The sequence below is a fragment of the Amycolatopsis pittospori genome (assembly GCF_013870525.1).
Classification (GTDB): Bacteria; Actinomycetota; Actinomycetes; order Mycobacteriales; family Pseudonocardiaceae; genus Amycolatopsis; species Amycolatopsis pittospori.
In genome coordinates, this window is sequence record NZ_JACBXD010000013.1 from 1 (window position 1) to 25,252 (window position 25,252).

The 25,252-nt window shown below is 65.2% G+C and carries 24 protein-coding genes and 1 pseudogene; 7 read left to right on the forward strand and 18 right to left on the reverse strand.

What is annotated here, in order from left to right:
- Positions 1 to 664 (forward strand): annotated as a pseudogene (locus tag H5J31_RS09690) (MFS transporter); the annotation flags it as partial.
- On the opposite strand, the gene H5J31_RS09695 reads toward H5J31_RS09690, so the two are convergent.
- The 4 genes from H5J31_RS09695 to H5J31_RS09710 all read right to left on the reverse strand — a co-directional run bounded on the left by H5J31_RS09695 (position 609) and on the right by H5J31_RS09710 (position 4,277).
- Positions 609 to 1,571: a peptidoglycan recognition protein family protein gene (locus H5J31_RS09695; RefSeq protein WP_181772155.1), complete on the reverse strand. Its 963-nt coding sequence runs from the start codon at positions 1,569 to 1,571 to the stop codon at positions 609 to 611. The pseudogene H5J31_RS09690 and the gene H5J31_RS09695 sit on opposite strands and share 56 nt — an antisense overlap.
- Positions 1,572 to 1,659: 88 nt before the next feature.
- Positions 1,660 to 2,535, reverse strand: coding sequence for an A/G-specific adenine glycosylase (locus tag H5J31_RS09700; protein ID WP_181772156.1), 876 nt, complete (start codon positions 2,533 to 2,535; stop codon positions 1,660 to 1,662).
- Positions 2,536 to 2,632: 97 nt separating this feature from the next.
- Positions 2,633 to 3,124: a beta-class carbonic anhydrase gene (locus H5J31_RS09705; protein ID WP_181772157.1), complete on the reverse strand. Its 492-nt coding sequence runs from the start codon at positions 3,122 to 3,124 to the stop codon at positions 2,633 to 2,635.
- Between the two features lie 52 nt (positions 3,125 to 3,176).
- Positions 3,177 to 4,277, reverse strand: coding sequence for a LacI family DNA-binding transcriptional regulator (locus H5J31_RS09710; protein WP_181772158.1), 1,101 nt, complete (start codon positions 4,275 to 4,277; stop codon positions 3,177 to 3,179).
- A 200-nt stretch (positions 4,278 to 4,477) separates the two neighbouring features.
- On the opposite strand from H5J31_RS09710, the gene H5J31_RS09715 reads away from it, so the two are divergent.
- From H5J31_RS09715 to H5J31_RS09725, 3 genes are all read left to right on the forward strand, one after another.
- Positions 4,478 to 5,410 (forward strand): metal ABC transporter solute-binding protein, Zn/Mn family, encoded by a 933-nt coding sequence (locus H5J31_RS09715; RefSeq protein WP_181772159.1) that lies wholly within the window; start codon positions 4,478 to 4,480, stop codon positions 5,408 to 5,410.
- Positions 5,410 to 6,243, forward strand: coding sequence for a metal ABC transporter ATP-binding protein (locus H5J31_RS09720; protein WP_181772160.1), 834 nt, complete (start codon positions 5,410 to 5,412; stop codon positions 6,241 to 6,243). The genes H5J31_RS09715 and H5J31_RS09720 overlap by 1 nt, the downstream gene beginning before the upstream one ends.
- Before the next feature lie 175 nt (positions 6,244 to 6,418).
- On the forward strand, positions 6,419 to 7,303 hold the full coding sequence (locus H5J31_RS09725) for a metal ABC transporter permease (protein ID WP_181772161.1): 885 nt from the start codon (positions 6,419 to 6,421) through the stop codon (positions 7,301 to 7,303).
- Here the strand turns inward: H5J31_RS09725 and H5J31_RS09730 are convergent.
- The 4 genes from H5J31_RS09730 to H5J31_RS09745 all read right to left on the reverse strand — a co-directional run bounded on the left by H5J31_RS09730 (position 7,300) and on the right by H5J31_RS09745 (position 12,596).
- Positions 7,300 to 8,613 carry an alginate O-acetyltransferase AlgX-related protein gene (locus tag H5J31_RS09730; protein ID WP_181772162.1) on the reverse strand — a complete coding sequence of 438 codons (1,314 nt, stop codon included), beginning with the start codon at positions 8,611 to 8,613 and terminating at the stop codon, positions 7,300 to 7,302. The genes H5J31_RS09725 and H5J31_RS09730 overlap by 4 nt on opposite strands.
- A 206-nt stretch (positions 8,614 to 8,819) precedes the next feature.
- A complete protein-coding gene (locus H5J31_RS09735) occupies positions 8,820 to 10,043 on the reverse strand; it encodes a DUF445 domain-containing protein (protein ID WP_181772163.1) in 1,224 nt (407 codons plus the stop codon).
- 48 nt (positions 10,044 to 10,091) lie between these two features.
- Positions 10,092 to 11,318 (reverse strand): DUF445 domain-containing protein, encoded by a 1,227-nt coding sequence (locus H5J31_RS09740; protein WP_328701443.1) that lies wholly within the window; start codon positions 11,316 to 11,318, stop codon positions 10,092 to 10,094.
- Between the two features lie 48 nt (positions 11,319 to 11,366).
- Entirely contained in the window at positions 11,367 to 12,596 is a 1,230-nt protein-coding gene (locus H5J31_RS09745) for a DUF445 domain-containing protein (protein WP_181772164.1), read from the reverse strand.
- Positions 12,597 to 12,719: 123 nt separating this feature from the next.
- On the opposite strand from H5J31_RS09745, the gene H5J31_RS09750 reads away from it, so the two are divergent.
- Together H5J31_RS09750 and H5J31_RS09755 are read left to right on the forward strand one after the other, a co-directional pair.
- Positions 12,720 to 13,736 carry a coiled-coil domain-containing protein gene (locus tag H5J31_RS09750; protein ID WP_181772165.1) on the forward strand — a complete coding sequence of 339 codons (1,017 nt, stop codon included), beginning with the start codon at positions 12,720 to 12,722 and terminating at the stop codon, positions 13,734 to 13,736.
- An 87-nt stretch (positions 13,737 to 13,823) separates the two neighbouring features.
- Positions 13,824 to 14,474, forward strand: coding sequence for a class II aldolase/adducin family protein (locus H5J31_RS09755; RefSeq protein ID WP_181772166.1), 651 nt, complete (start codon positions 13,824 to 13,826; stop codon positions 14,472 to 14,474).
- On the opposite strand, the gene H5J31_RS09760 is transcribed toward H5J31_RS09755, so the two are convergent.
- The 5 genes from H5J31_RS09760 to H5J31_RS09780 form a co-directional block, all read right to left on the reverse strand.
- A complete protein-coding gene (locus H5J31_RS09760) occupies positions 14,471 to 15,163 on the reverse strand; it encodes an HD domain-containing protein (RefSeq protein ID WP_181772167.1) in 693 nt (230 codons plus the stop codon). The two genes, H5J31_RS09755 and H5J31_RS09760, sit on opposite strands and share 4 nt — an antisense overlap.
- 66 nt (positions 15,164 to 15,229) lie before the next feature.
- The gene (locus H5J31_RS09765; protein WP_181772168.1) at positions 15,230 to 15,868 is read right to left on the reverse strand and encodes a hypothetical protein; all 639 of its coding nucleotides are present in this window, start codon (positions 15,866 to 15,868) and stop codon (positions 15,230 to 15,232) included.
- 42 nt (positions 15,869 to 15,910) lie between these two features.
- The gene (locus H5J31_RS09770; RefSeq protein WP_181772169.1) at positions 15,911 to 16,957 is read right to left on the reverse strand and encodes a hypothetical protein; all 1,047 of its coding nucleotides are present in this window, start codon (positions 16,955 to 16,957) and stop codon (positions 15,911 to 15,913) included.
- A 149-nt stretch (positions 16,958 to 17,106) separates the two neighbouring features.
- Positions 17,107 to 17,694 (reverse strand): transglutaminase-like domain-containing protein, encoded by a 588-nt coding sequence (locus tag H5J31_RS09775; protein WP_181772170.1) that lies wholly within the window; start codon positions 17,692 to 17,694, stop codon positions 17,107 to 17,109.
- Between the two features lie 4 nt (positions 17,695 to 17,698).
- Positions 17,699 to 18,262, reverse strand: coding sequence for a TetR/AcrR family transcriptional regulator (locus H5J31_RS09780; protein WP_181772171.1), 564 nt, complete (start codon positions 18,260 to 18,262; stop codon positions 17,699 to 17,701).
- Positions 18,263 to 18,349: 87 nt separating this feature from the next.
- Here H5J31_RS09780 and H5J31_RS09785 point away from each other — a divergent pair, with 87 nt between their 5' ends.
- Positions 18,350 to 19,042, forward strand: a complete 693-nt coding sequence (locus tag H5J31_RS09785; protein ID WP_181772172.1) for an alpha/beta fold hydrolase — start codon at positions 18,350 to 18,352, stop codon at positions 19,040 to 19,042.
- Positions 19,043 to 19,154: 112 nt separating this feature from the next.
- Here the strand turns inward: H5J31_RS09785 and H5J31_RS09790 are convergent, their stop codons facing one another.
- The 5 genes from H5J31_RS09790 to rlmB all read right to left on the reverse strand — a co-directional run bounded on the left by H5J31_RS09790 (position 19,155) and on the right by rlmB (position 25,220).
- On the reverse strand, positions 19,155 to 20,393 hold the full coding sequence (locus H5J31_RS09790; RefSeq protein ID WP_181772173.1) for a type II toxin-antitoxin system HipA family toxin: 1,239 nt from the start codon (positions 20,391 to 20,393) through the stop codon (positions 19,155 to 19,157).
- The gene (locus tag H5J31_RS09795) at positions 20,390 to 21,991 is read right to left on the reverse strand and encodes a DUF262 domain-containing protein (protein ID WP_181772174.1); all 1,602 of its coding nucleotides are present in this window, start codon (positions 21,989 to 21,991) and stop codon (positions 20,390 to 20,392) included. Before H5J31_RS09795 ends, H5J31_RS09790 begins: the two co-directional genes overlap by 4 nt.
- Positions 21,992 to 22,376: 385 nt before the next feature.
- Positions 22,377 to 22,730, reverse strand: a complete 354-nt coding sequence (locus H5J31_RS09800; protein WP_181772175.1) for a hypothetical protein — start codon at positions 22,728 to 22,730, stop codon at positions 22,377 to 22,379.
- Between the two features lie 9 nt (positions 22,731 to 22,739).
- Positions 22,740 to 24,173: an MBOAT family O-acyltransferase gene (locus H5J31_RS09805; RefSeq protein WP_181772176.1), complete on the reverse strand. Its 1,434-nt coding sequence runs from the start codon at positions 24,171 to 24,173 to the stop codon at positions 22,740 to 22,742.
- A 90-nt stretch (positions 24,174 to 24,263) separates the two neighbouring features.
- Positions 24,264 to 25,220: a 23S rRNA (guanosine(2251)-2'-O)-methyltransferase RlmB gene (gene rlmB / locus H5J31_RS09810; protein WP_181772177.1), complete on the reverse strand. Its 957-nt coding sequence runs from the start codon at positions 25,218 to 25,220 to the stop codon at positions 24,264 to 24,266.
- Positions 25,221 to 25,252 lie beyond the last annotated feature (32 nt).

A 25,252-nucleotide genomic window follows, 5' to 3' on the forward strand; every position in this document is an offset into this window, starting at 1 on the left:
ATGGTGGTGCGCGCCGACCACCCGGCCGCTGTCGAAACAGGTCGCGGTGCCCGCCGTACCCGCGGACCCGGCGGGCCCCACCCGGCCGCTGGCCGCGTCACGACTGCCTGGGATGCGCACCCTGCTCGCGACGGTCGCGCTGTTCTCGCTGGGGCACAACATCGCCTACACCTACATCGGCCCGATCCTGGCCGGCCTGGATTCGGCGCGGATGCTGGGCACGGCGCTGCTGGTGTTCGGCTGCGCCACGGTCGGCGGCCTGACGGCGGTCGGGTCCGCGCTCGACAGCCATCCGCGCACCGTGCTGGCGCTTTGCGGTGGCCTGACAGCCTCCGCCATCGTCCTGGTCGGCGTCAGCGACGGCGTCCCCGGCCTGATCCTGGCCGCAGCCGGACTGTGGGGTCTGGCCTTCGGCGGCGCTCCCACCGCGTTCCAGGCCGTCACCGCGCTGCTCGCGGGCCCCACGGCCGACGCCGCCCAGTCGCTCACCATCGCGGCCTGGAACGGCGCCGTCGCCGGGGGCGCGCTCATCGGCGGTTTGGTGCTGCCGTTGGGGACCTTCTGGCTCCCGTGGTGCGCCGCCATCGTGATCGGTCTGCCGCTGCTGGTCAGCCGGCGAGTCGTGCCTTCAGTGCCCGCAGATCCGAGCCGGGTCCCGCGATGAGCGGCCAGACGTCGGAGCCGAGGAAGCCGGTCTCGTCGGTCGCCGCGGTCGCGCCGCAGGTGTCGCGCACCAGTCCGTTCCGTGCCGCGAGCGCGGCCACGGCGTCCTTTGTGGACTGACCGAACACGCCGTCGGGCTGGACCGCGAAACCGCGTGCCCGCAGGAGTTCCTGCGCCGTCCGCACCCGCGGCCCGGCGTCGCCGGGCTTGAGCAGCGGCCATTCGGGCAGGTCCACCTTGGGTGACGCCGTGCCGAGCAGCTTCCCGACCGCGGTGCGTAGTTCCGGAAGCCTGTTGTACAGCACGGTTCCCGGGCATTCGGTCGAGTTGAAGTCCCGGTGTCCCTTGATGAATTCGGGTGCGATCCCGTACTGCGACGCGATGTACGCGACCAGCTTCACCAGCGAGTCCCACAGCGCTTGGGTGACGTCCTCGGTGCTGTAGAGCCCTTCGTTCTCGATCCCGATGCAGGTGCTGTTGTTGTTGCCCACGTTCGCGCCCTGCACGTGCTGTGTGCCGCCGCGCAGGATCTCCAGGCTGCGGTGGCGTCCTTCGGTGATGTGCCCGCCGCGGCTGTTCGTGAACTGCTGGCCGGTGTCCACCCAGCCCCGGGTGTCCATGTGGAAGTTCTGGATGGACCTGGACGCCCAGAAGGCGTGTTCGAGCGTGTAGTCGGTGACGTTGCCCGGTTCGACCGTGTGGTGGACGACGATGTACGTCGGCTTGTGGTTCTCCACCACGATCGAGCCGTTCGGTGGCCGCGCACCCCACGCGGCCGTGTCATGGATTGTCGGTTCTGCTGCCCCAGGCGCCGCAGACGCGGCGGAAACCGTATATGTCCCCAGTAGCCCGACGGCGCTTACCGTCAGGCCGCCCTTGAGCGCGGTACGTCGGTCGAAGTCGGCCACGAGCGTAGCTCCCATCATGCGCTTTGGCCGGAAAGCTAACCCGCCATCGCGCCGAAGACAACCATTGACCAACTTTTGTCGTAATGCGTTAGTGTTCGCCAGGGAGTGCGAACAGGCCGTCCCCGGTCTGTTCGAGCAGGCCGTCGACCAGCAGGGAGTCGAGGCAGCGGTCGCGCTGCCCGGATTCGTGCCACACCAGATCGAGCCGTGCCTTTTCGACCGGGCCCTCGGTTCCGCGCAGGACGTCGAGCAGCAATCCGCGCACCTGACGGTCGGTCCCGGCGAACTTCTGCACCTGCTTCGCGGGCCCGGCGTAGGCCGGTTTCCCCGCGTGCTGCCAGGCACAGTCGTCGTAGATCGGGCAGTCCGCGCAGCGCGGCGACCGGGCCGTGCAGACGAGCGCGCCGAGTTCCATCAGCGCCGCCGAAAGCCGGGCGGCCGGCGCGTCTTCGAGCGGAAGCAGCGCCTCGACGTCGGCCATGTCGCGGGTGTTCGACGGCGGCCCGGCGTCACCCGCGCCGTGCACCGCCCTGGCCACCACGCGCCGGACGTTCGTGTCCACCACCGGTGCCCGTTTGCCGTAGGCGAAGGCCGCGACCGCGCGGGCGGTGTACGCGCCGATACCCGGCAAGGCGAGCAGAGTGTCCACATCGGACGGTACGACGTCGCCGTGTTCGGCTGCGATGACGGCCGCGGCGGCGTGCAGCCGCAACGCGCGGCGCGGGTAACCGAGTTTGCCCCAGGCGCGTACGACCTCGCCCTGCGAAGACGCCGCCAGCGCCGACGGCACCGGCCAGCGCGCCATCCATTCGAGCCAGATCGGCTGGACGCGCGCGACCGGCGTCTGCTGCAACATGATCTCGCTGACCAGCACGCCCCAGGCGGTGCACTCCGGCTCACGCCAGGGCAGGTCGCGCCCCACTTCGCCGAACCACTCGATCAGCACATCCGCGTCGACGCCCACCCTGGCAGCTTAAGAGGCGTGCGCCCCAAGTACATGAAGGCCCCCTTCCTCGCGTCTAGCGCGAGGAAGGGGGCCTTCATGTACTTCCGAACAGGGTCTACGCGACCTCGGAGAGGCGTCCGGTCTTCACGTCGTAGACGAAGCCGCGCACGTTGTCGGTATGCGGTAGGAAGTCGCTGCGCCGCACCCGCTGCACCGACCGGCGCACGCTGTCCTCTACCTCGCGGAACGCCTCGACGGCCCAGGTCGGGCGGAGGCCGCTGGCCTCTTCGAGCTCGTCCTTGAAGTCGTCTTCGGTGACCATGGAGAGGCCACATTCGGTGTGCTGGACGATCAGCACCTCGCGCGTGCCCAGCTTCCGCTGGCTCAGCGCGAGCGACCGGATCATGTCGTCGGTGACGACACCGCCGGCGTTGCGGAGGACATGGGACTCGCCCTGGAGCAGACCGAAGATCTCGAACACCCGGATCCGGGCGTCCATGCAGGTCAGAACCGCCACCTGAAGTGATGGCCTCGGGGACGAGCGGTCACCAGGAGTGACGTCGCCCAGCTCCTGGTTTCGCTTGAGAAGAACGTCTATGGAGGTCACTTGTCCATTTTGAACGGACACGCTCGGTGAGAGCAACGCTTTACGGGCTACATCACGGCCCGAACCAGCGTTCTTCGGCTGTTCGTGGCGGTGCCGACGTGCGGCCGACCCGCAGTTCGGTCTGCAGGGTGATCACCTTCGGCCCGACCCGGTCCCCCGCGCTGAGCAGGAGTTTTCCCGCCGCCTTGCCCTTTTCCAGCACCGGCTGGTGGACCGTGGTGAGTCCGGAGCGTTCGGCCTCGGTGATGCCGTCGAAGCCGGTGACCGTCAGATCCTGCGGCACTCGCAGGCCCCGGCGTTCGGCTTCGGCCAGCGCGCCGAGCGCGAGGATGTCCGAAGTGCAGATCACGGCGGTGACCTGCGGATACGCGTCGAGCAGCTGTCGCGCGGCGGACGCGCCGTCGTCCACGGTGTGGTCGAAGCGCTCGACCACCGGCACGGTCGCCCAGTCGACCCCGGCCGCGGAGAACGCGGCGGCCAGCGCCTCCAGCCGGATCCGCTGCACGTGGAAATGCGCCGCGCTCTGCCGCTGGATGGAGACGAAGTCGTCGTTGCGCTCGCGGGCCAGCCGCATGCACAGCACGCCGATCTGCCGGTGGCCGAGTGAGATGAGGTGCTCGGCCATGGCGGTGACCGCGGCCGCGTCGTCCGGGCCGACCCGGTCGACGCCGTCCACGCGCGGCTGGTCGACGATCACCGTCGGCACCGGGCGCTCCAGCACGGCGCCCAGGTGCGGGTCGTCGTCGGGCACCGAGTAGACGACGAAGCCGTCGACGCCGGCACGATGCACGGCCGCGACGTCCTCCCGGCCCGGGCTCGCCGGGACCAGGTGCAGGCCGACGCCCGCGTCTTCGCAGGCCAGCGCGAGCCCTTCGAGTACGCCGATGGCGGCGGGGTCACGGAAGGCGTAGGAGAGGTTCTCGGTGAGTAAAAGACCGACAGCGCCCGCCTTGCGGGTCCGCAGTGATCGGGCGACCGGGTCCGGGCCCGGGTAGCCGAGGCGGCGCGCGGTCTCGAGGACGCGTCGGCGCAACTCCGGCGACAGCTGGTCGGGTCGGTTGTAGGCGTTCGAGACGGTGGTCCTCGACACACCGAGCTCTGCGGCCAACGACGCCAGTGTCGCCTGCCTCCTGGTGCGGATAGGACGGCCCATCCGCAAACCGTAACGGTTCAGAACGTTTTGCAGAAGCATCACCCGGCGTGTGGCAGGTCTCGATTCAGAGTGACCCTGGGTACAGCCGGGACTCATCGATGGGGTGCCATCAGCCGTATGGGGTACAGTTGAATCTGACAACGGTTTCCATTACCCGGCATCTGGGACACCTGGCCTGGGCATCCGCAGGAGTGCAGTAAATGAATTCCCGCCGTACTAAGAGTGTTTTCGCGGCCGTTTCGGCCTTGGCCGTACTCGCCCTCGGCGCGACGGCCTGCGCGTCCAGCGACAAGGCGTCGACGGGCTCCGGCTCGCAGAACGCGGCCGCCGCGAACCCCGCGGGCGGCGAGAAGATCAAGGTCGTCGCTTCGACCGACGTCTGGGGCAGCGTCGTGACCGCCGTCGGCGGCGACAAGGTCGAGGTCACCTCGATCATCCACGACCCCTCGGCCGACCCGCACTCCTACGAGACCACCGCGAGCGACGCCATCGCCGCGAAGAACGCGAAGCTGACGCTGTCCAACGGCGGCGGCTACGACGACTTCTTCTCGAAGCTCGCCGACCAGGCCACCGGCGCGCAGAAGCTGGTCGCCGTCGACATCGCCGCGACGGGCAACGAGAACGAGCACGTCTGGTACAGCCTGCCCGGCGTCGAGAAGATCGCCGACCAGGTCGCCGCGAAGCTCGGCGAGATCCAGCCCGCGTCGAAGGACGCCTTCACCGCGAACGCGACGGCGTTCAAGGGCAAGACCCAGGAACTGCTGAAGAAGGTCACCGGACTGGGTGCCTCGGGCGGCAAGGTCGTCGCGACCGAGCCCGTCGCGCACTACCTGCTCGACAGCGCGAAGGTCACCGACGCGACGCCGCCCGCGTTCGCCGAGGCCGTGGAAGCGGAGCAGGACGTGCCCGCCGCCGCGCTCAACGAGGTCAAGCAGCTGATCTCCGGCAAGCAGGTCAAGGCGCTGATCAACAACGCGCAGACCACCACCCCGGTCACCCAGCAGGTCGTCGGCGACGCCAAGGGCGCCGGGATCGCGGTCGTCGACGTCACCGAAACACTTCCCCAGGGTGTGACCGACTACATTGCATGGATGACGAAGTCGGTGGACGCGCTGGCGGGAGCACTGAAGTAGTGACCTCCGTACCTGCCGAGGCGCGTCCCGCGGTCCGTGTCCGCGGGGCGAGCCTCGCGTTCGGCAACCGAACCCTGTGGTCCGGGCTCGACCTCGACGTCGAGCCCGGCGAGTTCCTGGCGATCCTCGGGCCCAACGGCTCCGGGAAGAGCAGCCTGCTCAAGGTGCTGCTCGGCCAGCAGGGCCTGCCCGAGGGCACGGTCGAGATCGCGGGGCGGCGCCCCGGCGGGCAAAACCGGCGGATCGGCTACATCCCGCAGCAGCGCGCCCTCGACGAGGGCCTGACGATGCGCGGGGTGGACCTGGTCGGCCTCGGCCTGGACGGGCACCGGTGGGGGACCGGGCTCTTCGGGATCTCGAAACGACGTCAGCTGGTGTCGCGGGCCATCGAGTCCGTCGGCGCCCAGGCGTACGCGAAGCAGCCTGTCGGCAGGCTTTCCGGTGGAGAGCAGCAACGGCTGCGGGTCGCCCAGTCGCTGGTCGGCGACCCCGAGGTCCTGCTGTGCGACGAGCCGCTGCTCTCCCTCGACCTCGCGCATCAGCGCGCCGTGTCCGAGCTGATCGACGAGCGGCGGCGTTCGGCGAATACCGCCGTCCTGTTCGTCACCCACGAGATCAACCCCATCCTGTCCTATGTGGATAGGGTGCTGTACCTGGTGAACGGCCAGTTCCGGGTCGGTAAGCCGGATGAGGTGATGAACTCGGAGACGTTGTCCGAGCTGTACGGCACGCGGATCGAGGTGCTCAAGGTCGGCGGTCAGATCCACGTCGCCGGGGCACAGAGCGCGCTGTGCGAGGACGAACCCCACCACATCGACGAACAGGCTTCGTAGCGGAAGTGGTAGACGAAGTGAGGTCATTCGTGCGGTCCGGACCATACGCGGAACCCGCCCCGGCCGAAGGCCTCGCGATCGGGGCGGCGGGGCGCCTTGAAGTTCCAGCACGACGGATGGCGCGAACTCGCGCCCTGGCGACGCGATCGCGGTCGCGGGTTCTCGGATAAACACTGTGGACAAGATGTTCGATTTCGCCCTCACCGGCGAACTTCTCGGTCTCGACTTCGTGCAGACGGCGCTGCTCGCGGCCGCCGTCCTCGGCCTGGTGGCCGGAGTACTCGGCCCGCTGGTGGTGATGCGGCGGATGTCGTTCGCCGTGCACGGCACCGCCGAACTGGCCTTCACCGGCGCGGCGGGCGCGCTGCTGCTCGGTGTCGGCGTCGAACTCGGCGGACTCGCGGGCGCGGTCATCGCCGCCCTGCTGATCGGGATCCTCGGCGGCCGCGAGTCCGAACGCGACTCGGTGATCGGCGTGATCCTCGCCTTCGGGCTCGGCATGGGCGTGCTGCTGCTGTCGTTCTACGAAGGCCGTAGCGCCAACAAGTTCGGCATCCTGGTCGGGCAGATCATCACCATCGACTCGACCAACCTGAACCTGCTCGTCGGCGCCTCGGTGGTCGTCCTGGTGGTGCTCGCGGTGATCTACCGGCCGCTGCTCTTCGCCACTGTCGACCCCGCGGTCGCGACGGCGCGCGGCGTCCCGGTCCGGCTGCTTTCGCTCATTTTCGCGGTCCTGGTCGGGATTTCGAGCGCGCTGGGCGTCCAGATCGTCGGCGCGCTGCTGGTGGTCTCGCTGATGGTGACCCCGGCCGCGGCGGCCGCGCGCGTGACGGCGAGCCCGTGGAAGGCGACGGTGCTTTCGATCGTCTTCGCGGAGATCGCCGCGCTCGGCGGGATCATCCTTTCCCTCGCCCCGGGGAAGCCGGTGAGCGCGTTCGTCACGACGATCTCGTTCGTCATCTACCTGGTGTGCCGTCTCATCGCCTGGCTGCGCGGGCGCAACTCGCGTGTCCGCGTCGACCCGACGGCACCGCAGGCGGCGCCCGCGCTGCGCTAGCGGATCGGGTGCTCGGCGAGCGCCTTCTTCACCGCGGCGAGGAAGCCTTCGTCGATGAAGGCGAGCTGACCGCCGGCCACACTCCGCTCGACGGCTTCGAGAACCACGATGTTCGCGTTCACGAAGGCGTCGACGGCTTCGGCCTGGGACGTCTTCTGGGTGAAGTGAGCGAGCATCGTGAGGTTCGTGAACGCGCCCGAGAGGTAGCGCGAAGACGCCTTCGTGAACGAGTCGCCGTAGATCAGGACCTTCTCGTCGACGGTCCCGATCAGCGGACTCGCCGTGCGGTACACCGGCCGGTCGATGTCGCCGTTGGTCTCACCCGCGCGCTCGACCAGGCCGTCCGGGCGGAGGCTGTAGAGCGTGTTCGTCTTCGTGCCCTGCTTGTTGATCAGCGGCGGCAGGTCGGCGACCGCGTCGTACTGGCCCATGGGCACGCTCACCCAGCTCTGCGTGACACCCGGTTTGATCGCGTTCGCGATGGCGCGCGTCATCACCAGCGCGCCCTCGTCGGCCCAGTGGGTGTCGTTCGGCGGGTAGATCGGCCGCTGCACCCGGCCCTCGGACGCGCGCAGTTCGGGCCGCAGGTCGATCGCGCGGGCGTCTTTGACCATCCGGTGCCAGGTACTCGTCTCGGCCGAGCGCGAGCAGTCCTTGCCGGGGTAGGTGTCGGGCAGGAACTGCGGGACCATCGTCGACTTGTCCGGCGCGACGACGAGTTCGAACCGCCTGCCGGATGCCTCGACCGCGCGCCGCAGCTCGTTGATCTTGGAAATGGTCTCGGGAAGCGGCCGCGACGGATCGCATTTCGCGTCGGCGTCGTAGCCGTAGTACAGCCAGCCGTCACGACCCTGGACGACGCGGCGATAGCCGGACGCGGCGTTCGGCGTCGGCCCCTGGGTGGGCGCCGTCTTGGGCGGCGTGGGAGCGGGAGGAGCCGGGATCGGGCCCGCCTGCTGTTGCGGCGGCGCCTGGTCGAGCGGCGCGTCCTCGCCGAAGAGACCACGGCTGATCGCGTCGGCGGCGGCGATCGCGCCCGGCCGGAACGACAGCTGGTCGATGGCCCAGGTCGGCATGTCGGTGAAGAAGCCCCAGCCCCGGTCCATCCCCGGGAACCCCGCGAGCTTGTGGTTCTCGATCTCGCCCGGCCGCACACCGAACACCCACAGCAGGGCCGGGGTGGTGAAGAACAGGAGCGCGCTGATCAGCGCCGTCAGCTGCCTGCCGCCATGGCGAGGACGGTGCAGCGCGTGCTCACGCGGAAGCCACGCCTCGTGAACGGCTGGCAGTTGCTGGGGTTCGGACGCCACCCCACCACCGTAATCACCCCGTGTCTCCCGCAGGTGAGAACCGCCCCCAAAGCGCGTTGCGAGCGCTCGGTCCGGCCGGTCCGGTCTGTCGTGAGTCCTGTCCGTGAAGGCCTCCTTGAGGGACCCTGGGTCCCTCAAGGAGGCCTTCACGGACCCAGCAACACCCGCGCGCACATAGCGATTAGGGGGCTAAACGCAGGTGCGCGTCAGTGGAGCATGAGCAGGACCTGGAGCTCGCCGACCAGGAAGCCGATGGCTCCGCCGACCGCGATGAGCTTCCACTCGTCCTGCCGGAACGCCGGCCGCAGCAGGCCCTCGAACTCCAGCGGCGTCAGCCCCAGCATCCGCCGCTCGACGATCTTCGCGACGTCCATCGCCTCGGTCAGGTAACCCTCGGCGTAGCGGATCGTCGGCGGCAGGTGCTCCAGCGCCTTCCGCGCGGCCGCCTGCTTGATCTCCCGCAGCCGCGCTCCGCCGACGGCCATCGCGACCATCGGTTTCGCGACGCTCGCCTGCTCGTCGACGGCCTGCGCCACCAGCCGTTCGACCAGCGCGTACAGCCTGTCCGACCGCGGCCCGCGCAGGACGGCGTCGAGCAGGTTCGGCACGGTGAGGATCTCGTTCGCGATCATCTCGCCGTACTGGCGGGCGACCTCGGCCCGCCGCCGCTGGAATTTGCCCTGCAGGATCACCCGCCCGACACGCACCGGCTCGCGCGGCACGAAGATCAGCTTGATCGCCAGCCAGTCGGTGAACAGCCCGATGCAGCCACCGAAGATCGGCAGCACCCACGGCTCCTTCGTCAGCGCCCACACGAACGCCTGCACGACACCGAGCCCGAAGCCGAAGTAGATACCCGTGCGCGCGATGAACGCCATCTCCGGTCGCGACGTCTCCCGGATGAGCCGGACCAGCAACTTCTTGTCCCTGGTCAGCCGCTGCACGGTCATATGCTGGAAGTCGAGCACCTCGTCGAGGTTCTCGGTCATCTCTTCCATGAACTCGCGCACGAGCCGCGGCGTCGACGCCTGGACCTGCTTGATCAGCAGTTCCTGCGCCATCGTCGGCATGACCTCCCAGAGCCTGGGATGGTGCTGTTCCAGCACTTCGCGCGCGACCTCGTCCACGGCGCGTAGCAGCGGCTGCTCGATTTCACGCGTGATGATCGCCGGGTCGATCCGCCGGAAGACCTCTTTGACGTCCAGCAGGTTCGACGTCAGCAATTCGGTCGCGACGGCGGCCATCCGTCCGCCGTGTTTGGGCACCACGCCCTGCCAGCCGAGGAACGGCTTGATGCCGACGAACTCCAGCGGTTTGAACATCATCTCGATGGCGACGCGTTTGGTGACGTAACCGATCAGCGCGGCGATGAACGGGATCGCGGCGTAGAGCCACCAGTGCCGGGCGAGGTCGTCCAGGACGGCGTCCATGGGACCTCCTCGCTCGCTCTGAAGGTGGGAAACGGTATCGGCTGGCTGTCAGTGAAGCAGCAGAAGCACCTGAAGTTCACCGACAAGGCCGCCGATGACGGCACCGACCGCGATCAGCTTCCACTCGTCCTGCCGGAACGCCGGCCGCAGCAACTGCTCGAATTCGAGCGGGTTGAGCCGGCGCATTCTGTCCACAATGGTGTTCCGGACGTCGAGTGCGTTGATCGCGTAGCCCTCGGCGTGCCGGATCGTCTCCGGGATCCGCGCGGCCGCCTTCGCCGCCGCGGTCTGCTTCATCTCCTGGAACTTCCTGCTCCCGACGGCCATCGCGACGAACGGTTTCACGACGCTGGCCTGCGCGTCGATGGTCCGCTGCACCTCGCGGGTGATCATCGTGAACAGTTTGTCCGACTTCGGCCCGCTCAACACGGCTTCGAGCAGGTTCGGGATGGTGATGATCTCGCGCGCGATCATGTCGCCGTAGTCGGCGGCGACCTGGTCCTTCCGCTTCTGGAAGACGCCTTGCCAGGTGTAGAAACCGAAGAACCGCTTCGGCTCACGCGGCAGGAAGATCATCTTCAGGGCGATCCAGTCGGTGAACCAGCCGATGCCGATACCGAACAGCGGCAGCACGATCGGCGACTTCGTCAGCGCCCAGACGAGCAACTGCACGCAGCCGAGGGAGAAGCCGAACACGATCCCCGAGCGCGCGATGAACCGCATCTCGGGGCGCGAGATGTCGCGGATCAGCCGGTTCAGCAAGGCCTTGTCACGCACCAGGTTCGTCACGACCATGTGCTTGAGGTCGAGGACGTCCTCGATGTTCTCCGCGATCTCGCCCATGATCTTCGTGATCGCGCGCGGTGCCTCGGTCTGCACCCGTTTGAGCAGCATCTGCTGGGCGGTGTTCGGCAGGATCTCCCACAGTCTGGGCTGGTACTGCTCCATCACCTCGCGGGTGACGTCCTCGACGACCCGCAGCAGCGGCTGCTCGATCTCCTTCGCCACCTGCGCCGGATCGAGCCGGGCGAAGATCTCCTTCGGGTCGACGAGGTTGTTCGTCAGCATCTCGGTGGCGGTGGCCGCCATCCGTTCGGCGTTCGCCGGCAGCACGCCCTGCCAGCCGAGGAACGGCTTGACGCCGACGAATTCCACCGGTTTGAACATCATCTCGATGGCGACGCGTTTGGTGACGTAACCGATCAGCGCCGCGATGAACGGCATGGTGACGTACACCGGCCAGTGCTCGCCGAGATCGGCGATGACGGCGTCCACTCGAAGCCCCTCCCGCGTCTCGCTTGAGGGGAACCTAGCCGCCTGTCCTCAATGGAGGAGTAGCAGGACCTGAAGTTCACCCACGAGCCCGCCGATCACCGCGCCGACCGCGATCAGCTTCCATTCGTCCTGCTGGAAGGCGGGTCGCAGGATCCCTTCGAACTCGAGCGGGGTCAGCTGCTGCATCTTCGCGACGATCGTGTTGCGGACGTCGAGCGCGTCAGTGGCGTAACTCTCCACGTGTTTCACCGTTTCGGGGAGATACGCGATCGCCTTCTCCGCCGCGGCCTTCTTCATCTCCTGGTACTGCTTGCCGCCGACGGTCAGCGCCACCAACGGCTTCGCGATACTCGCCTGCGAGTCGATGGTCCGCTGCACCTCGCGGGTGATCATCGCGAACAGCTTGTCCGACTTCGGCCCGGTGAGCACGGCCTCCATCACGTTCCGCACGGTGAGGACCTCGTCCGCGATCAGCGCGCCGTAGTCACGGGCGACCGCCTGGCGGCGCTTCTGGAACATGCCCTGCCAGCTGAAGAACAGGAACCGTCGCGGCTCACGCGGGTAGAAGATCATCTTCAGGGCGAGCCAGTCCGTGACGAACCCCGTGACGAAACCGAAGATCGGCATGATCAGCGGCTGCTTCGTCAGTGCCCAAGCGACGAACTGGACCAGACCGATGACGAAGCCGAAGTAGATCCCGGACCGGGCGATGAAGCGGAGTTCCGGGGTCGCGACCTCCTTGATCAGGCGGCAGGTCAGCGATTTGTCCCGGACCATCGCGTTGATCAGCATCTCGTTGACGTCGAGGACCTCGTCGATGTTCGTCGACACCTCGCGCATCAGCCGCGCGACGACCTTCGGCGCCTGCGCCCGCACCTGGTCGACCAGCATCCGCTGCGCCCGTGTCGGCAGCAGTTCCCACAGTCTGGGCTGGTACTGCTCCATCACCTCGCGGGTGACGTCCTCGACGGCCTTGAGGAGCGGCTCTTCCAGCTCCTTGACCACCTCCTCGGGATCGAGCCGGGAGAAGATCTCCTGCGGGTCGACGAGGTTCTTGGTCAGCAGGTCGACGGCGGTGGTCGACATCCGGCGCGCGTTGGCCGGGATGACCCCTTGCCAGCCGAGGAACGGTTTGATGCCGACGAACTCCAGCGGCCGGAACATCATTTCGATGGCGACGCGTTTGGTGATGTAACCGATGAGTGCCGCGATGAAGGGCATCGTGGCGTAGACGTGCCAGTGCTCTCCGATGTCGTCGAGGATCGCCGAGACGTCCAACCGGGCCTCCCCTGCTTACGACCTGTCAACAATGGAGGATGCCATGTGATCGGCCCGTCGCGGACCGAGTGCAGCCGTTTGGCGGTACTACCTGACGGGCCCTCGCTCATTAAGGTGTCCGCCATGGTCGCTCCTGAGAAGGCGGCGCCTCAGGCGCCCTCAGCGAAATCGTCCCAGTTCGCGGGCGCCGTCCGCGGCTACGACAAGCGTCAGGTCGACGAGCGGCTCGCCGAACTGTCGACCGAACTCAAGAAGACCTCGCGCAACCGCGACGAGGCCGTGGCGACCGCCGGTGAACTCACCAAGGCGCTCGGCCATGCCCAGAAGGAATTGGACGAGACCAAGGCCGCGCTCGTGCGGATGAGTTCGAGTCCGTCCGGTGCCGGCGCGATGGCCGAGCGCGTCCGCATGATGATGCAGCTCGCCGAGGAGGAGATCGCCGACCTCAAGGCCGCCGCGGAAGCCGACGCCAAGTCGACTCGTGCCGAAGCCGACAAATACGCCCACGAGACCCAGCGCGCGAGTGACAAGGCGGCCAAGGACGCGCAGGGCGAGCGGGAGAAACTGCTCGCGGACGCCAAGGCCGAGATCGAGCGGCTGAACTCCGAAGCGGCGCAGAAGCGCAAGGAACTGGACATGGAGAGTGTCCGGACCCGTGCGGCCGCCGACAAGAAGGCCGAAGAGGCTTCGGCGGCCCGTCGCGCCGAGGCGGAGAAGGCGTCCGCGGACAAGATCGCGGAAGCCGACCGCGTGTCGGCCGACAAGCGATCCGAAGCCGAGCGGATTTCGGCGGAGAAGATCGCGAAGTCGGAGAAGTCTTCGGCGGAGGAGATCGCCGCGAAGCAGGAGCAGGTCGCGGAGGCCCTTACCGTCGCGAAGACCCAGCAGGCCGAGGCTCAGCAGGCCCGGAAGCTCGCGCTGGAGCTCCGCTCGAAGGTCGCCGAACGACTTTCCGCCACGGACGTCGCCGTCCAAGAGGCCATCAAGCTGCTGGCCCCCGCCCCGGAAGCCGCCGCCGAATCTCCCAAAGCCGAATCTCCCAAAGCCGAAGCCCCCAAGACCGAAGCTTCCCAACAAGCGGCGCCGAAACCGACTCCCGCCAAGACGAACGGCCCTCGCCCTGATCGCGCGACGCCGTAGGTGGGTCACCCTGGTCGTGAGTGGCGATTCGGGTTCTAACCCGAATCGCCACTCACGACCAGCTGTACCGACGCCTCACTCGCGCCGATGATTCTCGCCGAAGAACGTGCGGCGGTCTGCGAATACGCCCGGAGGATGACCTCCGACGGCTTGGTGGTCGGGACTTCCGGCAACGTCTCGGCGCGGCTGGGCGACCTCGTGGCGGTCACTCCGACCGGAGTCGACTACGCCGGGCTCCGGCCGGAGGACGTGCCGGTGGTGGGGCTCGACGGCGAGATCGTCGAAGGCTCGCTCAAACCGACCAGCGAACTCCCGATGCATCTCACCGTGTACCGGGACGCCGCGGATCCGGACGGCAAGGCGGTCTCCGCCGTCGTGCACACGCATTCCGTGCACGCCACGGCCGTCTCCACACTCGTCGCCGAGGTCCCGCCGATCCACTACATGCTCGCCGCAATCGGCCCGACGGCCCGCGTCGCGTCCTACGCGACGTACGGCACGGAAGAGCTCGCCAAGGCCATGCTCAAGGCCCTGGAGGGTCGCCGAGGCTGCCTGCTGGCCAACCACGGCACGATCACCTTCGGCGAGGGACTCGGTGCGGCGTACAGCCGGGCACAGCAGCTCGAGTGGGTCTGCCAGGTCTGGCTGACGGCGCGGGCGGCGGGAACACCGAACCTGCTCCCGCCCGCCGAGATCGAGCACGTCGTGGAGAAACTCCGCGGCTACGGGCAGCGCTAGGAGGCAGCGGGCTCCGCTTCGAAGTCCATGTCGTCCACGGCGTGGACGGCGTCGAGGAGTTCGACGACGTTGGGGTCGTCGACTGCTTCCTTGATGCATTGCCACAGCTGGAGGTTCGCCAGCGCCCATCGCGAGTACGTCGCGGCCGCCTTCGGGTTGTAGAAGTAGTAGCCGCTGTCGTGGACATCGCGCTGCTCGCCGACGATCTTGTGCGCGAGCTCGCGAAGGCTCAGCCCGTTTTCCCGTAGATAGCGGTGGGCGAGCACGACCGGCGTCACCGGCAGCGCCTTGAACAGCGTGTCGGCGTCGCTCAAGGCCTGAGCCTCCAGCGAGATGTGCCGGCCGCGGGTGGCCATCTCGGCCTCGTCGATGAGCTCGTCGATCCAGCGGGCCACGGCGTCGTCGACACCACATTCGCGCAGGATCTCCATTCTGAGGTCCCGTCCGGCGGCCGCGGGGGAGTTCCGGTGCACGATGTAGTTGACGTCGTGCACCAGTGCCGCCACCTCGACGACGGCGCGATCCGCGCCGTTGTGCTCGGCGAAACCCGCGGCCTTGGCCCGGACGAAACTCACGTGATGCCAGCCATGGAACTGCAGTTTGTCCGCATAGCGCCAGCACAGTTGCCGGACGCGATGCTCGACGGCGTCGATGGTCTGAGAAGGAATTGTGTTCTTTCGCGCGCGCATACACCTCTCCGATCCCGCTTACGGACGGGAGGAGTAATGGTATGCGTCTTCGACGTCGGTGTGTAGTTAGATGCGCTGCGCCAAGTCCCCCAATCGGACCTCTACCGGAACGTGACGATGCCCTATTCCTGTCTTCGGGTCATAGGAAAGGCTGTACTCGCTTACCGGGCGTGATTTCACCAAAAACGTCATAGTCCCTTCGGTGGCTTCAGGAATCCGATGGAACTCGTCCGCGTACATGACGCCTACTGATCCCGCCTGACACAGAGCGCTACGTCGTAACCGAACCGATGTGATCAATCCGGAAACCTGGTCGCGCAGGGTCGAGTAACGCTCGTGGACGTAGTTGCCACGGAGGAGCGTGGTGCAGAAGTGATACCTGTGATTGTGCACGGAATCGGCGTAGCCCTCACGCCAGTCCTCGGGGGCCTTGTACTCGTGGAGCCAGATCGAAAAGGGGTCCGTCGGGGAGTCGAGCAGGCACCAGGCGAAATGGGTGGTGGTCTCCCGGGATCGTTCGAGTACCGCGCTCGCCTCGTCCGGGCTCAATGAATCGAGATGCCGCCGAAGGTCCGTTCGCAGGCCTGGTCTCGACGTCCAGTCGCGGAAGATCTCGTCGACGATTTGCCAATGCTGCGCCAGCGGCAGGTCCGTCGTCCGGAGCAACGCGGACAGCTGGGTGAGAGGGGACAAGCGAGTGAGCAACTTCAGCTCCTCAATTTCTAGTACTCTGCGTACGCCGAGAAGTCAGGGGTTCAACTCGGCGAGTGTGGTGAACTCCTTCCGGAAGGAGTGGAATTTCCCTTCCAGCTCAAGGAAGTTCTCTTCGGACAGGGGGGAGCCTGTGATTTTTTCGTACAGGGCGAGGAAATCCGCCCTGGTCGTCGTGGTGGAGATGCGGAAGTGTCGTCCGGAACGGGATTGGGACACACGCAGGAACTCGGAGCGTTCCTTGTTGTACAGGAAGGAACCTTCGCTGAACCGCAGGGTTCGCGGATACAGCGTGGTCGCTCCGCGGATGTCGCTGTACAAGGTCACCCAGACGCTCTCGTCGAACACTTCGAGCCGGTCCAGTGGCGGGTCGGCGACGACGGTGATGTCCACCAGTGAGCACCGGCTGCGGGCCAGGAACAGCCCGACCAGGCCGATGCTGATCTCCTCGTGGAGCCGCGCCTGGATCGTCTCGTAATCCATGCTCGCTTCTTCGCTGCGCAGGAGATAACGTGCCCGGCCGCTGATGGCGCCCGCGTCGCGCGGGTCGGCGATGACCACGCGAAGCTCCCTTTCGGTGCGGGACAACAGCAACCGGGCCGCGGCGTGCCTGCCGGAGAACCCGCGGAAGAAGTAGTGCCGGGTCACGTCGAGGTCTTCGGTCATGATCCGGTTGAACTTCGGATCCGGATCGCTGGTCGCCTCGAAGACGTGGGTGGGGAAGAATTCCTTGTTGAGCGAACGGTATTCGGCGCTCAGCGCTTCCAGCGCCTTGCGGCTTTCCTCGATCACCGGGGTCACCATCGCGCGTTGTGACGCGGTGGCGGTGATCAGGGTCTGGCCGAAGCCGACCACCGCGGATATCAGGGTTCCGGTGCCCAGGGAAGTGAGCAGCGTTTTGCCGGCGCCGGGATCCATCATGCTGGAGATCCACAGGCTGAGGCCCGCGACGACGACCAGTACGGTGAGCAGAAGACTTGTCCTGGTCCAGAAGATCTCTTGCAGTGGGGCACGGCGGAGCCGGTCGGCTTCCGCGGGCACGGGGGTCACCTCCTCGATCGACACCCGAACGGACGAACGCATTGCGTATCTGTTCGAGTGCGGGGAGTTACTCTACGCGCCTCGTGACAATGTCGAAATAAGAAATTCGGGGGAAAGGTACCAACAACTTACGTGACGCTCGGCAATGCCGCTTTCGTGCCCGGAGTTTCGCCGGATTACGAAAAAACCGCTCACGGAGCGTGCGGCAGGATTCCTTCGTACCACGCGGGACCGGGCTTCGCCGACGACAGTGTTTCCACGACGGCGGATGACGGTGCGGTGTACACCGTCGGTAAGTCGATCTCGCCCCGGGAGGGGTCCAGAGACCACGCGAGTCGCTCATCCTCCAGGGAAAATTGCGCGTCCGCACCATTTCTGTTGCCTCTGGGGTCCAGTCGGATCCACCGGTCCAGACCAGCGAGGTAGACGGCGTTGAGCCCGTGAAGCACGCCGATCCGCTGATAGCAGAAGCCTGTCGGGATGCCTTGGCCGCGAAGCAAAGCGGCCAGCAAGTGCGACTTCGCATAGCAGAGGCCGACCCGTTCCCGCAGAACCTCGGAGGCCAACAGGGTGACCCTGGGATCGGCGGCATCCACCGTATGGGCGATGTCGTCGCGCACGAAGTGAAACATCGAACGAATCACGTCGACTTCGGTGCCGCCGCGTGGTGACAGTCTGTCAGCCGTTTCGCGGATCAGCGGATGATCGTGATCGACGACCGTGTCGGCGACGAGATAGTCCTCGAATCGCTCGGATTCGATCTTCAACGCGATTCCCATGCGCTTATGCTCCGGCGCCGTTCAGGACGGTGTCCACTGCTTTTTCGAGGAATTTCGGATCGGCTTCACCGCCGCGCAGCAACAGCCGGAACCAGATCGCCCCGGCGAGCAGATCCATCACGACGACCGGATCGGCGCCGGCCCGCAGTTCGCCCCTGGCGACGGCGCGTTCGAAGATCGGCTCTTCGCGCGCCATGCGGTCGGCGAAGAAGCTTCGTGACACGTCGCCGAGTTCCGGGCGGCGAGGGCCCGCGGTCAGCGTCGCCGTGACGACCGGCGCGGTGTGTTCGGAGGTCAGCAGCCGGAAGATATGTGTCGCCACGGCGAGAAGGTCGCCGCGCAGGCTGCCGGTGTCCGGGACGTCGAGGGTGAACAGGTCCGAATCGCGCAGTGCCGCGGCCAGGAGCGCGTCCTTCGACGGCCACCAGCGGTACAGGGTCGTCTTGTTGACGCCGGATCGGGCGGCGACGGCCTCGATGGCGAGCTTCTCGTATCCGTGTTCGGCGAGAAGTCCGAGGGTGGCGGCGAAGATCGCCTCGGCCTTGCGGGGACCGTTCTGCGTGCTCACCGCCCGACAATACAACGCACCGTTGCGTTGCGCTTCGAGCAGGCGTACGTTGCAACGCAACGGTGCGTTGCATTCTGGAGGTAGCTCATGATCCCCGTCGTCTTCGTCCACGGCATCCGGCTCAGCGGTGCGGCGTGGGCCGAGCAACTCGAATACGCGGGTCCTTCCGCGAGAGCGGTCGACCTGCCCGGACACGGCACGCGCCGCGGCGAACGGTTCACCCTGGCCGGTGCGGTGGACGCCGTCGTAGAAGGCATCGAGGAGCCCGCCTTGGTCGTCGGGCATTCGCTCGGCGGTTACGTCGCCATCGCGGCGGCCGCGCGGCATCCGGACCGGGTCGCCGGTCTGGTCGTCGCGGGTTCGACCTACCTGCCCGGACGGACGCTGGAGACGCCGTTCCGCGTCGCTCACCGCCTGCTCATGCGCTTACCGGATCGAGGCGACCGGCTCAGCCGCCGGCAGTTCGAGAGTGTGCTGCCGCCGAAGTCGGCCAAAGCGGTGATCGACGGTGGTATCGCGACCGAGGTGATCCCGGACGTCGCCGAGGCCTTCGCGGACTTCGACGTGCTCACGGAACTCGGCACCTACCCGGGGCCGACGTGGCTCATCAACGGCTCACACGACCACTTCCGCCGTCACGAGCGCCGGTTCCTCGACGCCTGCGCCGACGGCAGGCTGATCCACGTCCCGAAGGCCGGACACTACCTGCCGATGGTGCGTGGCAAGGAGTTCTCTCGGCTGGTGCTCGACGCGGCCCGATCAATTTGCAGACGTCGATAGTTGCTGAAAAGTGTGCATAATTTGTTCAGCTGACTCTCTGCGCCTTGGTATTCACTGATTGATGCTACGAGTTACTGACCGCATCGAACTACTTACGGTTCTTTGTGGAATCTTATCGCTGAAGCTTCAAATCTGAAACGTGCACCTTCAATCTATCATAGTTCTCTTTTGTCAAATATTCCGACATTATACGAATTTCCCCTAAAATTCGCTCGGTCGTCTCACGGGCGCGTTTCTTGGCGGCTGTCACACCGTACCCTGTGCGACGGCCTATGCTTTCAAAGGTTTCGGGGGACACTTCGTAAAAGCTTCTAGTGTTATGCAATTTTAAGCCAAGGTTGTCATTTTTTATATAGAGAAAAGTTGGAACTATATCATAAGCGGGACTAAGTGTTGGAGTTTTTCCATCTTTGTATAGTATCGCCCAATTCTTCAAATGGGCGTCACCGTTGCCGATAATTATATTTAGGACAATGCGATCGATAACTGCGGCCGTGGTGGAGATGTCTGTCAGGCCGGCGATAACGGTTGCGACTGTGTCACTCTTCGCGCCTCGGTATTTCGCGTCAGAATTCGCTGTCGGAATATCCAGAATCTGAGCTAGCTCTTCCATGTGGATACGCTGATTTTTGCCTGCGCGGTCGAACCTCGTGACCGCTAGCGCCTTTCTGCCGCCCGACAGTTTGGCCCATTCCTTGAGGCCTTCAATTTCAAGCGGGTCTACAAGAAATGAATGTGGGGTTTCGATACCGGATCGCCCAGCCAGGACCAGTGACCCGAGTTCGGCTTCTGGGACACCGTCGAACCCAGGGCGTTCGTCAGGAAATTTCACAATCAGGTTTCCAGCGCTACCTTTGGTGGGTACAGTAATGCCTTTTTCGTCTCCATAGACGGAAAACTTGAGTTGTGCTCCGGCCAGGCTAAATTTCAGGATCGGGTTAGAATTATATGGACCATCGTCTGCGTCTTCCGTGTGGGGAGTTTGCACGCTATTAGGGATGCCTTCATGAAATACGCGAATCGCGCCAGGAAGGTCATTGGGGCCTAGTCTTACTAGCAGGTCATACTCATTTTTGAGGTTCGTTTCTGCTGCATCAGCGACAGCCGCGCGTAGTCGACCTTCTGGAAGTAGATGGCCAAACCAGCGAGGCAGTGATACTCGGGCACTAGGTTTCCAGTGGCGACCGTTCTCCTCAAATATCTGACCAAGTATTGGCCTGGGAAAACTCTCCCAATATTGATCGGTAAATTCAAACCAGTTCCTGTTTCCTACATTGTATAGTTGTCCTACATCGACCCATTGAGTGTTGATGGATTGTATTTGCACTCGCGACACGGAGTCGGTTCTCATGAAAGTTCCTCGGTCTCGCCTTGGACAATTAAGTCACGAAGAGGCGGGCGTGTCACTGCGCCAGTATCCACTCTTGCGGTAAGGAACCTTTCGGCAAGAATTGCAAGTTCCTTGTTTCGATGTTCAACAAATTCTTCTTTCTGTGCAGAATGCAAAAGATGTGAAGCTTTGTTGTCGATTAGGTGACTTGTCAGTATTTTGGGGTCTTGGATGGCTGATATTGGTTTATCGTCCGGCGACCAGAAACCGCGAGAGCCAGCTTCGGAAGCACTCGAGTTAACTAATTGAGCTATGGCATTAACGCCATAGGAGTCAAGTAGGCTTCCGACGTTAAGCGGGCTTCCGTCACTTCCTAGTGGTCCCAGCGAGTATAGGGCAAGCAGGAGCAGGCGACTTCCTCGCTCGTTTGTCCTAAACTTTGTCACCGGCACTGATCCTGGAGCTCGATCTACGACTCGGCTGAGTAGCGCCTTAATGGCGTCATACTCTGACGGCGCCTTCTGCGGGTTCGCCTTTGCCGGATTTACTGAATAGACTGCACGTCTAAGCGTCGGTGTTTGTCCTGCTTCTTCGCCAAAGCCGTGGACCCATCCACGCCAAAGCCAGCGGGACAAGAGTATGAGTGTCCAATTTGTAGGTTCTGGATGTAGGTGAAAGAAAGCTGCGAGGACTGGTATTGGAAAAGCATTTGGCATTAAGAGTGTGTGTGGTACGCCTTCCCGTTTTAGGAACTCCACTGATCGCACAAGCGCCCGCTCTGTCAGATCAAACCAGTCGGATGCATCTTCGTTCGGGCCAAATTCTTCCCGGATATCTCGCCCTATATTTCCACCGCGAATGGCCTGCAGGCTTTGAACGATTCGATTCTCGGGAATCTGGCCGAATCCGAGTTTTTCTAGTTCTTTGACTACGCTCCTCGGGTTTCCTGGCGTGCCATCTTTGGCAAACAGTGCGTGGAATACTTGTGCGCGAGAGATCGGTTTACCGGCGGAATTGACCCGGTCAAAGATTTCGCGCAGGAGATTCTGATCGTCGCTGGTTACCACATAGGCGGGAACTTTGTAATCGCGTAGGGCGCCGCCAAGCTGATCTGCTCGATCGAAATCTTCTGACTCGAGTTCTTCTGCATGCTGTCGGAGCCAGTTGAGAAGCGAGCGCGTTTCAAGCGCCTCGTTTACCGGTATCGCCCGCTTTGGAGGAACTCCGCGTTTGCTATTGACGAACTTTTGTGTCGATAAATCAAAGTATATGTCGAAGCGCTCGTCGTGTCGTCGATATTGATCAGTCAAGCTGGCGAAGAATGAGGTGATACGCTGTTGACCATCCACAACCCACAGGGCGTTTTCTTCGAGGGGAACTTGTATTTCTATTGGGCCAAATCGTTCGATTCCAGCTGGGGCTTCATGTTGCCAAAACAGGACTGTTCCAAGAGGAAATCCGCGGTACAAGCTGTCAAACAATTTGCGAACGTCATTTGAGTCCCAAACGAAGGACCTCTGAAAGTTTGGGATTCGAATGACGCCACGCCGTGTCAGGTCGACTAGCTCAGGAATGCTGAAGCTTGTGGACCCTTGCTTCAGGGGGGTTCCGGTTGCCACAGCATCTCCTTTGTCGGTCAGCGATTGGCGAGGCTTCGCTGAGTAGCCTCGCGATGTGGCCATCTTACTCGCCGTAGTCTACGTAGCTGGTGGGTCAAGTCTAGGTGCGCTGTGGCATATGCATCGGCCGGAAGTTCCTGGTCGACCTAGCGCAAGGCATTCGGCATTTTCGCCGTGACTTCGTGTTGTCGAACGCACAGACACCTGCATCAAGGAGCACGGGAGGCCCGGTACTGGGCGGGAGGACGAAGCAAGGTAAGAACGGAGGGACTGAGGCCGAGGCGGAGAGCCGCCCACGGCTGGTCGCGATGAGGATGGCCGCTGTGTGACAAAGTCGAGGCCCGCTCCTGTCTTCTGTCGATTCTATAAGTTGGAGAACGTTGGTTTAGCCGACCGGAAGGAGCGAGCCTTCGGAGTTCGTGAACTGGGTCGCCAGCCGCACCGGCGCCGGGTACGCGCCCAAGACGATCGAGGCGAACGGGGTCGCCACCGCCGCACCACCCGCGTAGTTGGTCTGCAGATGCACGCTGACGTGCACGTTCCGGTCGGCCGGGATCTCGAACGCGACGGAGCCCCACGAGACCACGTATTGCCTCCCGTCGATGCTCGCGATGGGCACGAAGACCTCCGCGCGGAGAGGGACGGTGATGTCGATGGTGAGCAGCCGGCGCGGGCCGTCGTGGTTGTCGACGTACGGGATCACGCCCGGCTGTTTGCCCAGATCGATCGGGTTGGTCATCCTGCCTCTTTAGAATTGGTAGTAGAGGAACGGGCTGAAGGTCCCGGTCGCGATCAGGATGGCCGCGTAGATCAGGCCGACGGTCATCACGCCGATCCTCAGTGCGTTGGCCGGGCGGCTCCGCGAAGACTCCAGCAGTGGCCCGGTCACCGGATGCGCGGGCAGGAACACGATCGCCAGCGCGCACAGCAGGATGATGAGGCGCTGGTTGGTCACCGCACCCTCGACGACGTCGGTGAGGCCGGTGAAGTCCGGCAGCACCATATGCCCGATCATGCCGAGCGCGTGCGGCAGATCCTTGGCGCGGAAGAACACCCAGCCGAACACCACGAGTACGAGGGTCAGCGCGCGGCGGCCGATCCGGGCGGCCCGCGTCTTCGGGGTGACGTCGTAGCCGAATGCGCGTTCCACGATCAGCAGTGCGCCGTGGTAGATGCCCCAGATCAGGAACGTCCACTGCGCGCCGTGCCAGAACCCGGTCAGCACGAACACGATGCACAGGTTCCGGTACGTATGCCCGGCGCCGGTGCGGTTGCCGCCCAGCGGGATGTAGACGTAGTCGCGGAACCAGCGTGACAGCGACATGTGCCAGCGCCGCCAGAACTCGGTGATGGTCACCGACGAGTACGGCCGCGCGAAGTTCTCCGGGAGCCGGAAGCCGAGCATGCGACCGAGACCGATCGCCATGTCGGAGTACCCGGAGAAGTCGAAGAACAGCTGAAGGGTGTATCCGATCGCGCCGAGCCAGGCGATCGCGAAGGTCATTTGATCCGATGGGGTGTTGAAGCAGGCGTCCACCATCGGGCTGAGCGAATCCGCGATGATCGTCTTCTTGCACAGCCCGAGCGCGAACCGGGGGAAGCCGGCGGCGATGTCGTCGAGCCGGTGCGACCGCTTCTGCGGCAGCTGGTCGGCGATCTCCCGGTACCGCACGATCGGACCGGCCACCAGCTGCGGGAACATCGCGATGTACGCGGCGAACGACACCGGGTTGCGCAGGGCGCGGCGTTCACCGCGGTAGATGTCCACCACGTACGAGATGTGGTGGAACGTGTAGAACGAGATGCCGATCGGGATGACCAGGTCGGCCACCGGGAAGCCGCCGCCGAACCAGTGCGTCACGGCCGCGATCTGCTGCGTCGCGAAGCCCGCGTACTTCCAGATCAGCAGCATGCCGACGTTGAGGCCGATGACGCCGAGCAGGATCCGCTTGCGCCGCGTGTTCTGCATGTCCCACGCGTTCGGCTCCAGCGCGGGCCCGGCCAGGAAGTTGACCACCATGCAGCCGATCAGCACCAGCGTGTACGGCCCGGCGCCGGTGGCGTAGAAGATCAGGCTGCCGACCGCGACGATGCCGTTCCGCCAGCTGCGCGGGCACACCAGGACGGCGATCAGTACCGCCGGCATGAAGTACCACAGGAACAGTGGCGAAATGAACGACATCGGTGCGGGGTCCCCCAGGGCGGTTACGCGTTATCCGCTGGTGACCTTAGCCTGCGGGCCCCGCCCGGTGTCGACGAACCGAGTGCGGGGTCAGACACGTCCCGCGATGCGGCGGCGGCGGGCCACCTCGGCCAGCAGCACGCCGGCCGCGACGGAGGCGTTGAGCGACTCGACACCGGCCGCCATCGGGATCGACACGGTCGCGTCGCAGGTCTCGCGCACGAGCCGGGAGAGCCCGCGGCCCTCCGAGCCGAGCACGATGACCAGCGGGTCGGCCGCGAGGTCGAGCTCGTCGATGTCCACCGAGCCGTCCGCGTCGAGGCCGACGACCATCAGGCCGTCGTCCTTCCACGCCTTCAGCTGACGGGTCAGGTTGGTCGCGACGGCGATCGGCAGCTTGGCGGCGGTGCCGGCGGAGGTCCGCCACGCGACCGCGGTCATGCCCGCGCTGCGCCGCTCCGGCAGGAGGACGCCGTGCGCGCCGAACGCGGCGGCCGAGCGGATCACCGCGCCGAGGTTGCGCGGGTCGGTGACACCGTCGAGCGCGACGAACAGCGGTGTGTTGCCCGAGTCCTTCGCCGCGGCCATCAGGTCGCCGGGGTGCGCGTACTCGAACGGCGGGACCTGCAGGCCGAGGCCCTGGTGCATGGCCCGGTTGGTCTTGCGGTCGAGCTCCTCGCGCGGGATCTCCAGGATCGAGATGCCCTTGTCGCCGGCGAGCCGGACGGCCTCGTTGACGCGGTCGTCGATCTCGATGTTGATCGCGACGTACAGCGCGGTGGCGGGCACGTCGGCGCGCAGCGCCTCGACCACCGGGTTGCGCCCGGCGATCAGTTCCGGCTTGTCGGCCTTCTTCTGGCGCGCCTGTTCCTTGCGGTCACGGGCGTTCGACATGCGGTACGCCTTGTGCCCTGGCCGGTCCTCGGCCTTGGGGGTCGGGCCCTTGCCTTCGAGGCCCTTCCGGCGCTGGCCGCCGGAACCGACGACCTGACCCTTCTTCGTGCCGGGCTTGCGAATAGCGCCCTGGCGCCGGGAGTTGCCTGCCATCAGTGAGAATCCTTGAGCTAGAAAAGACGAGT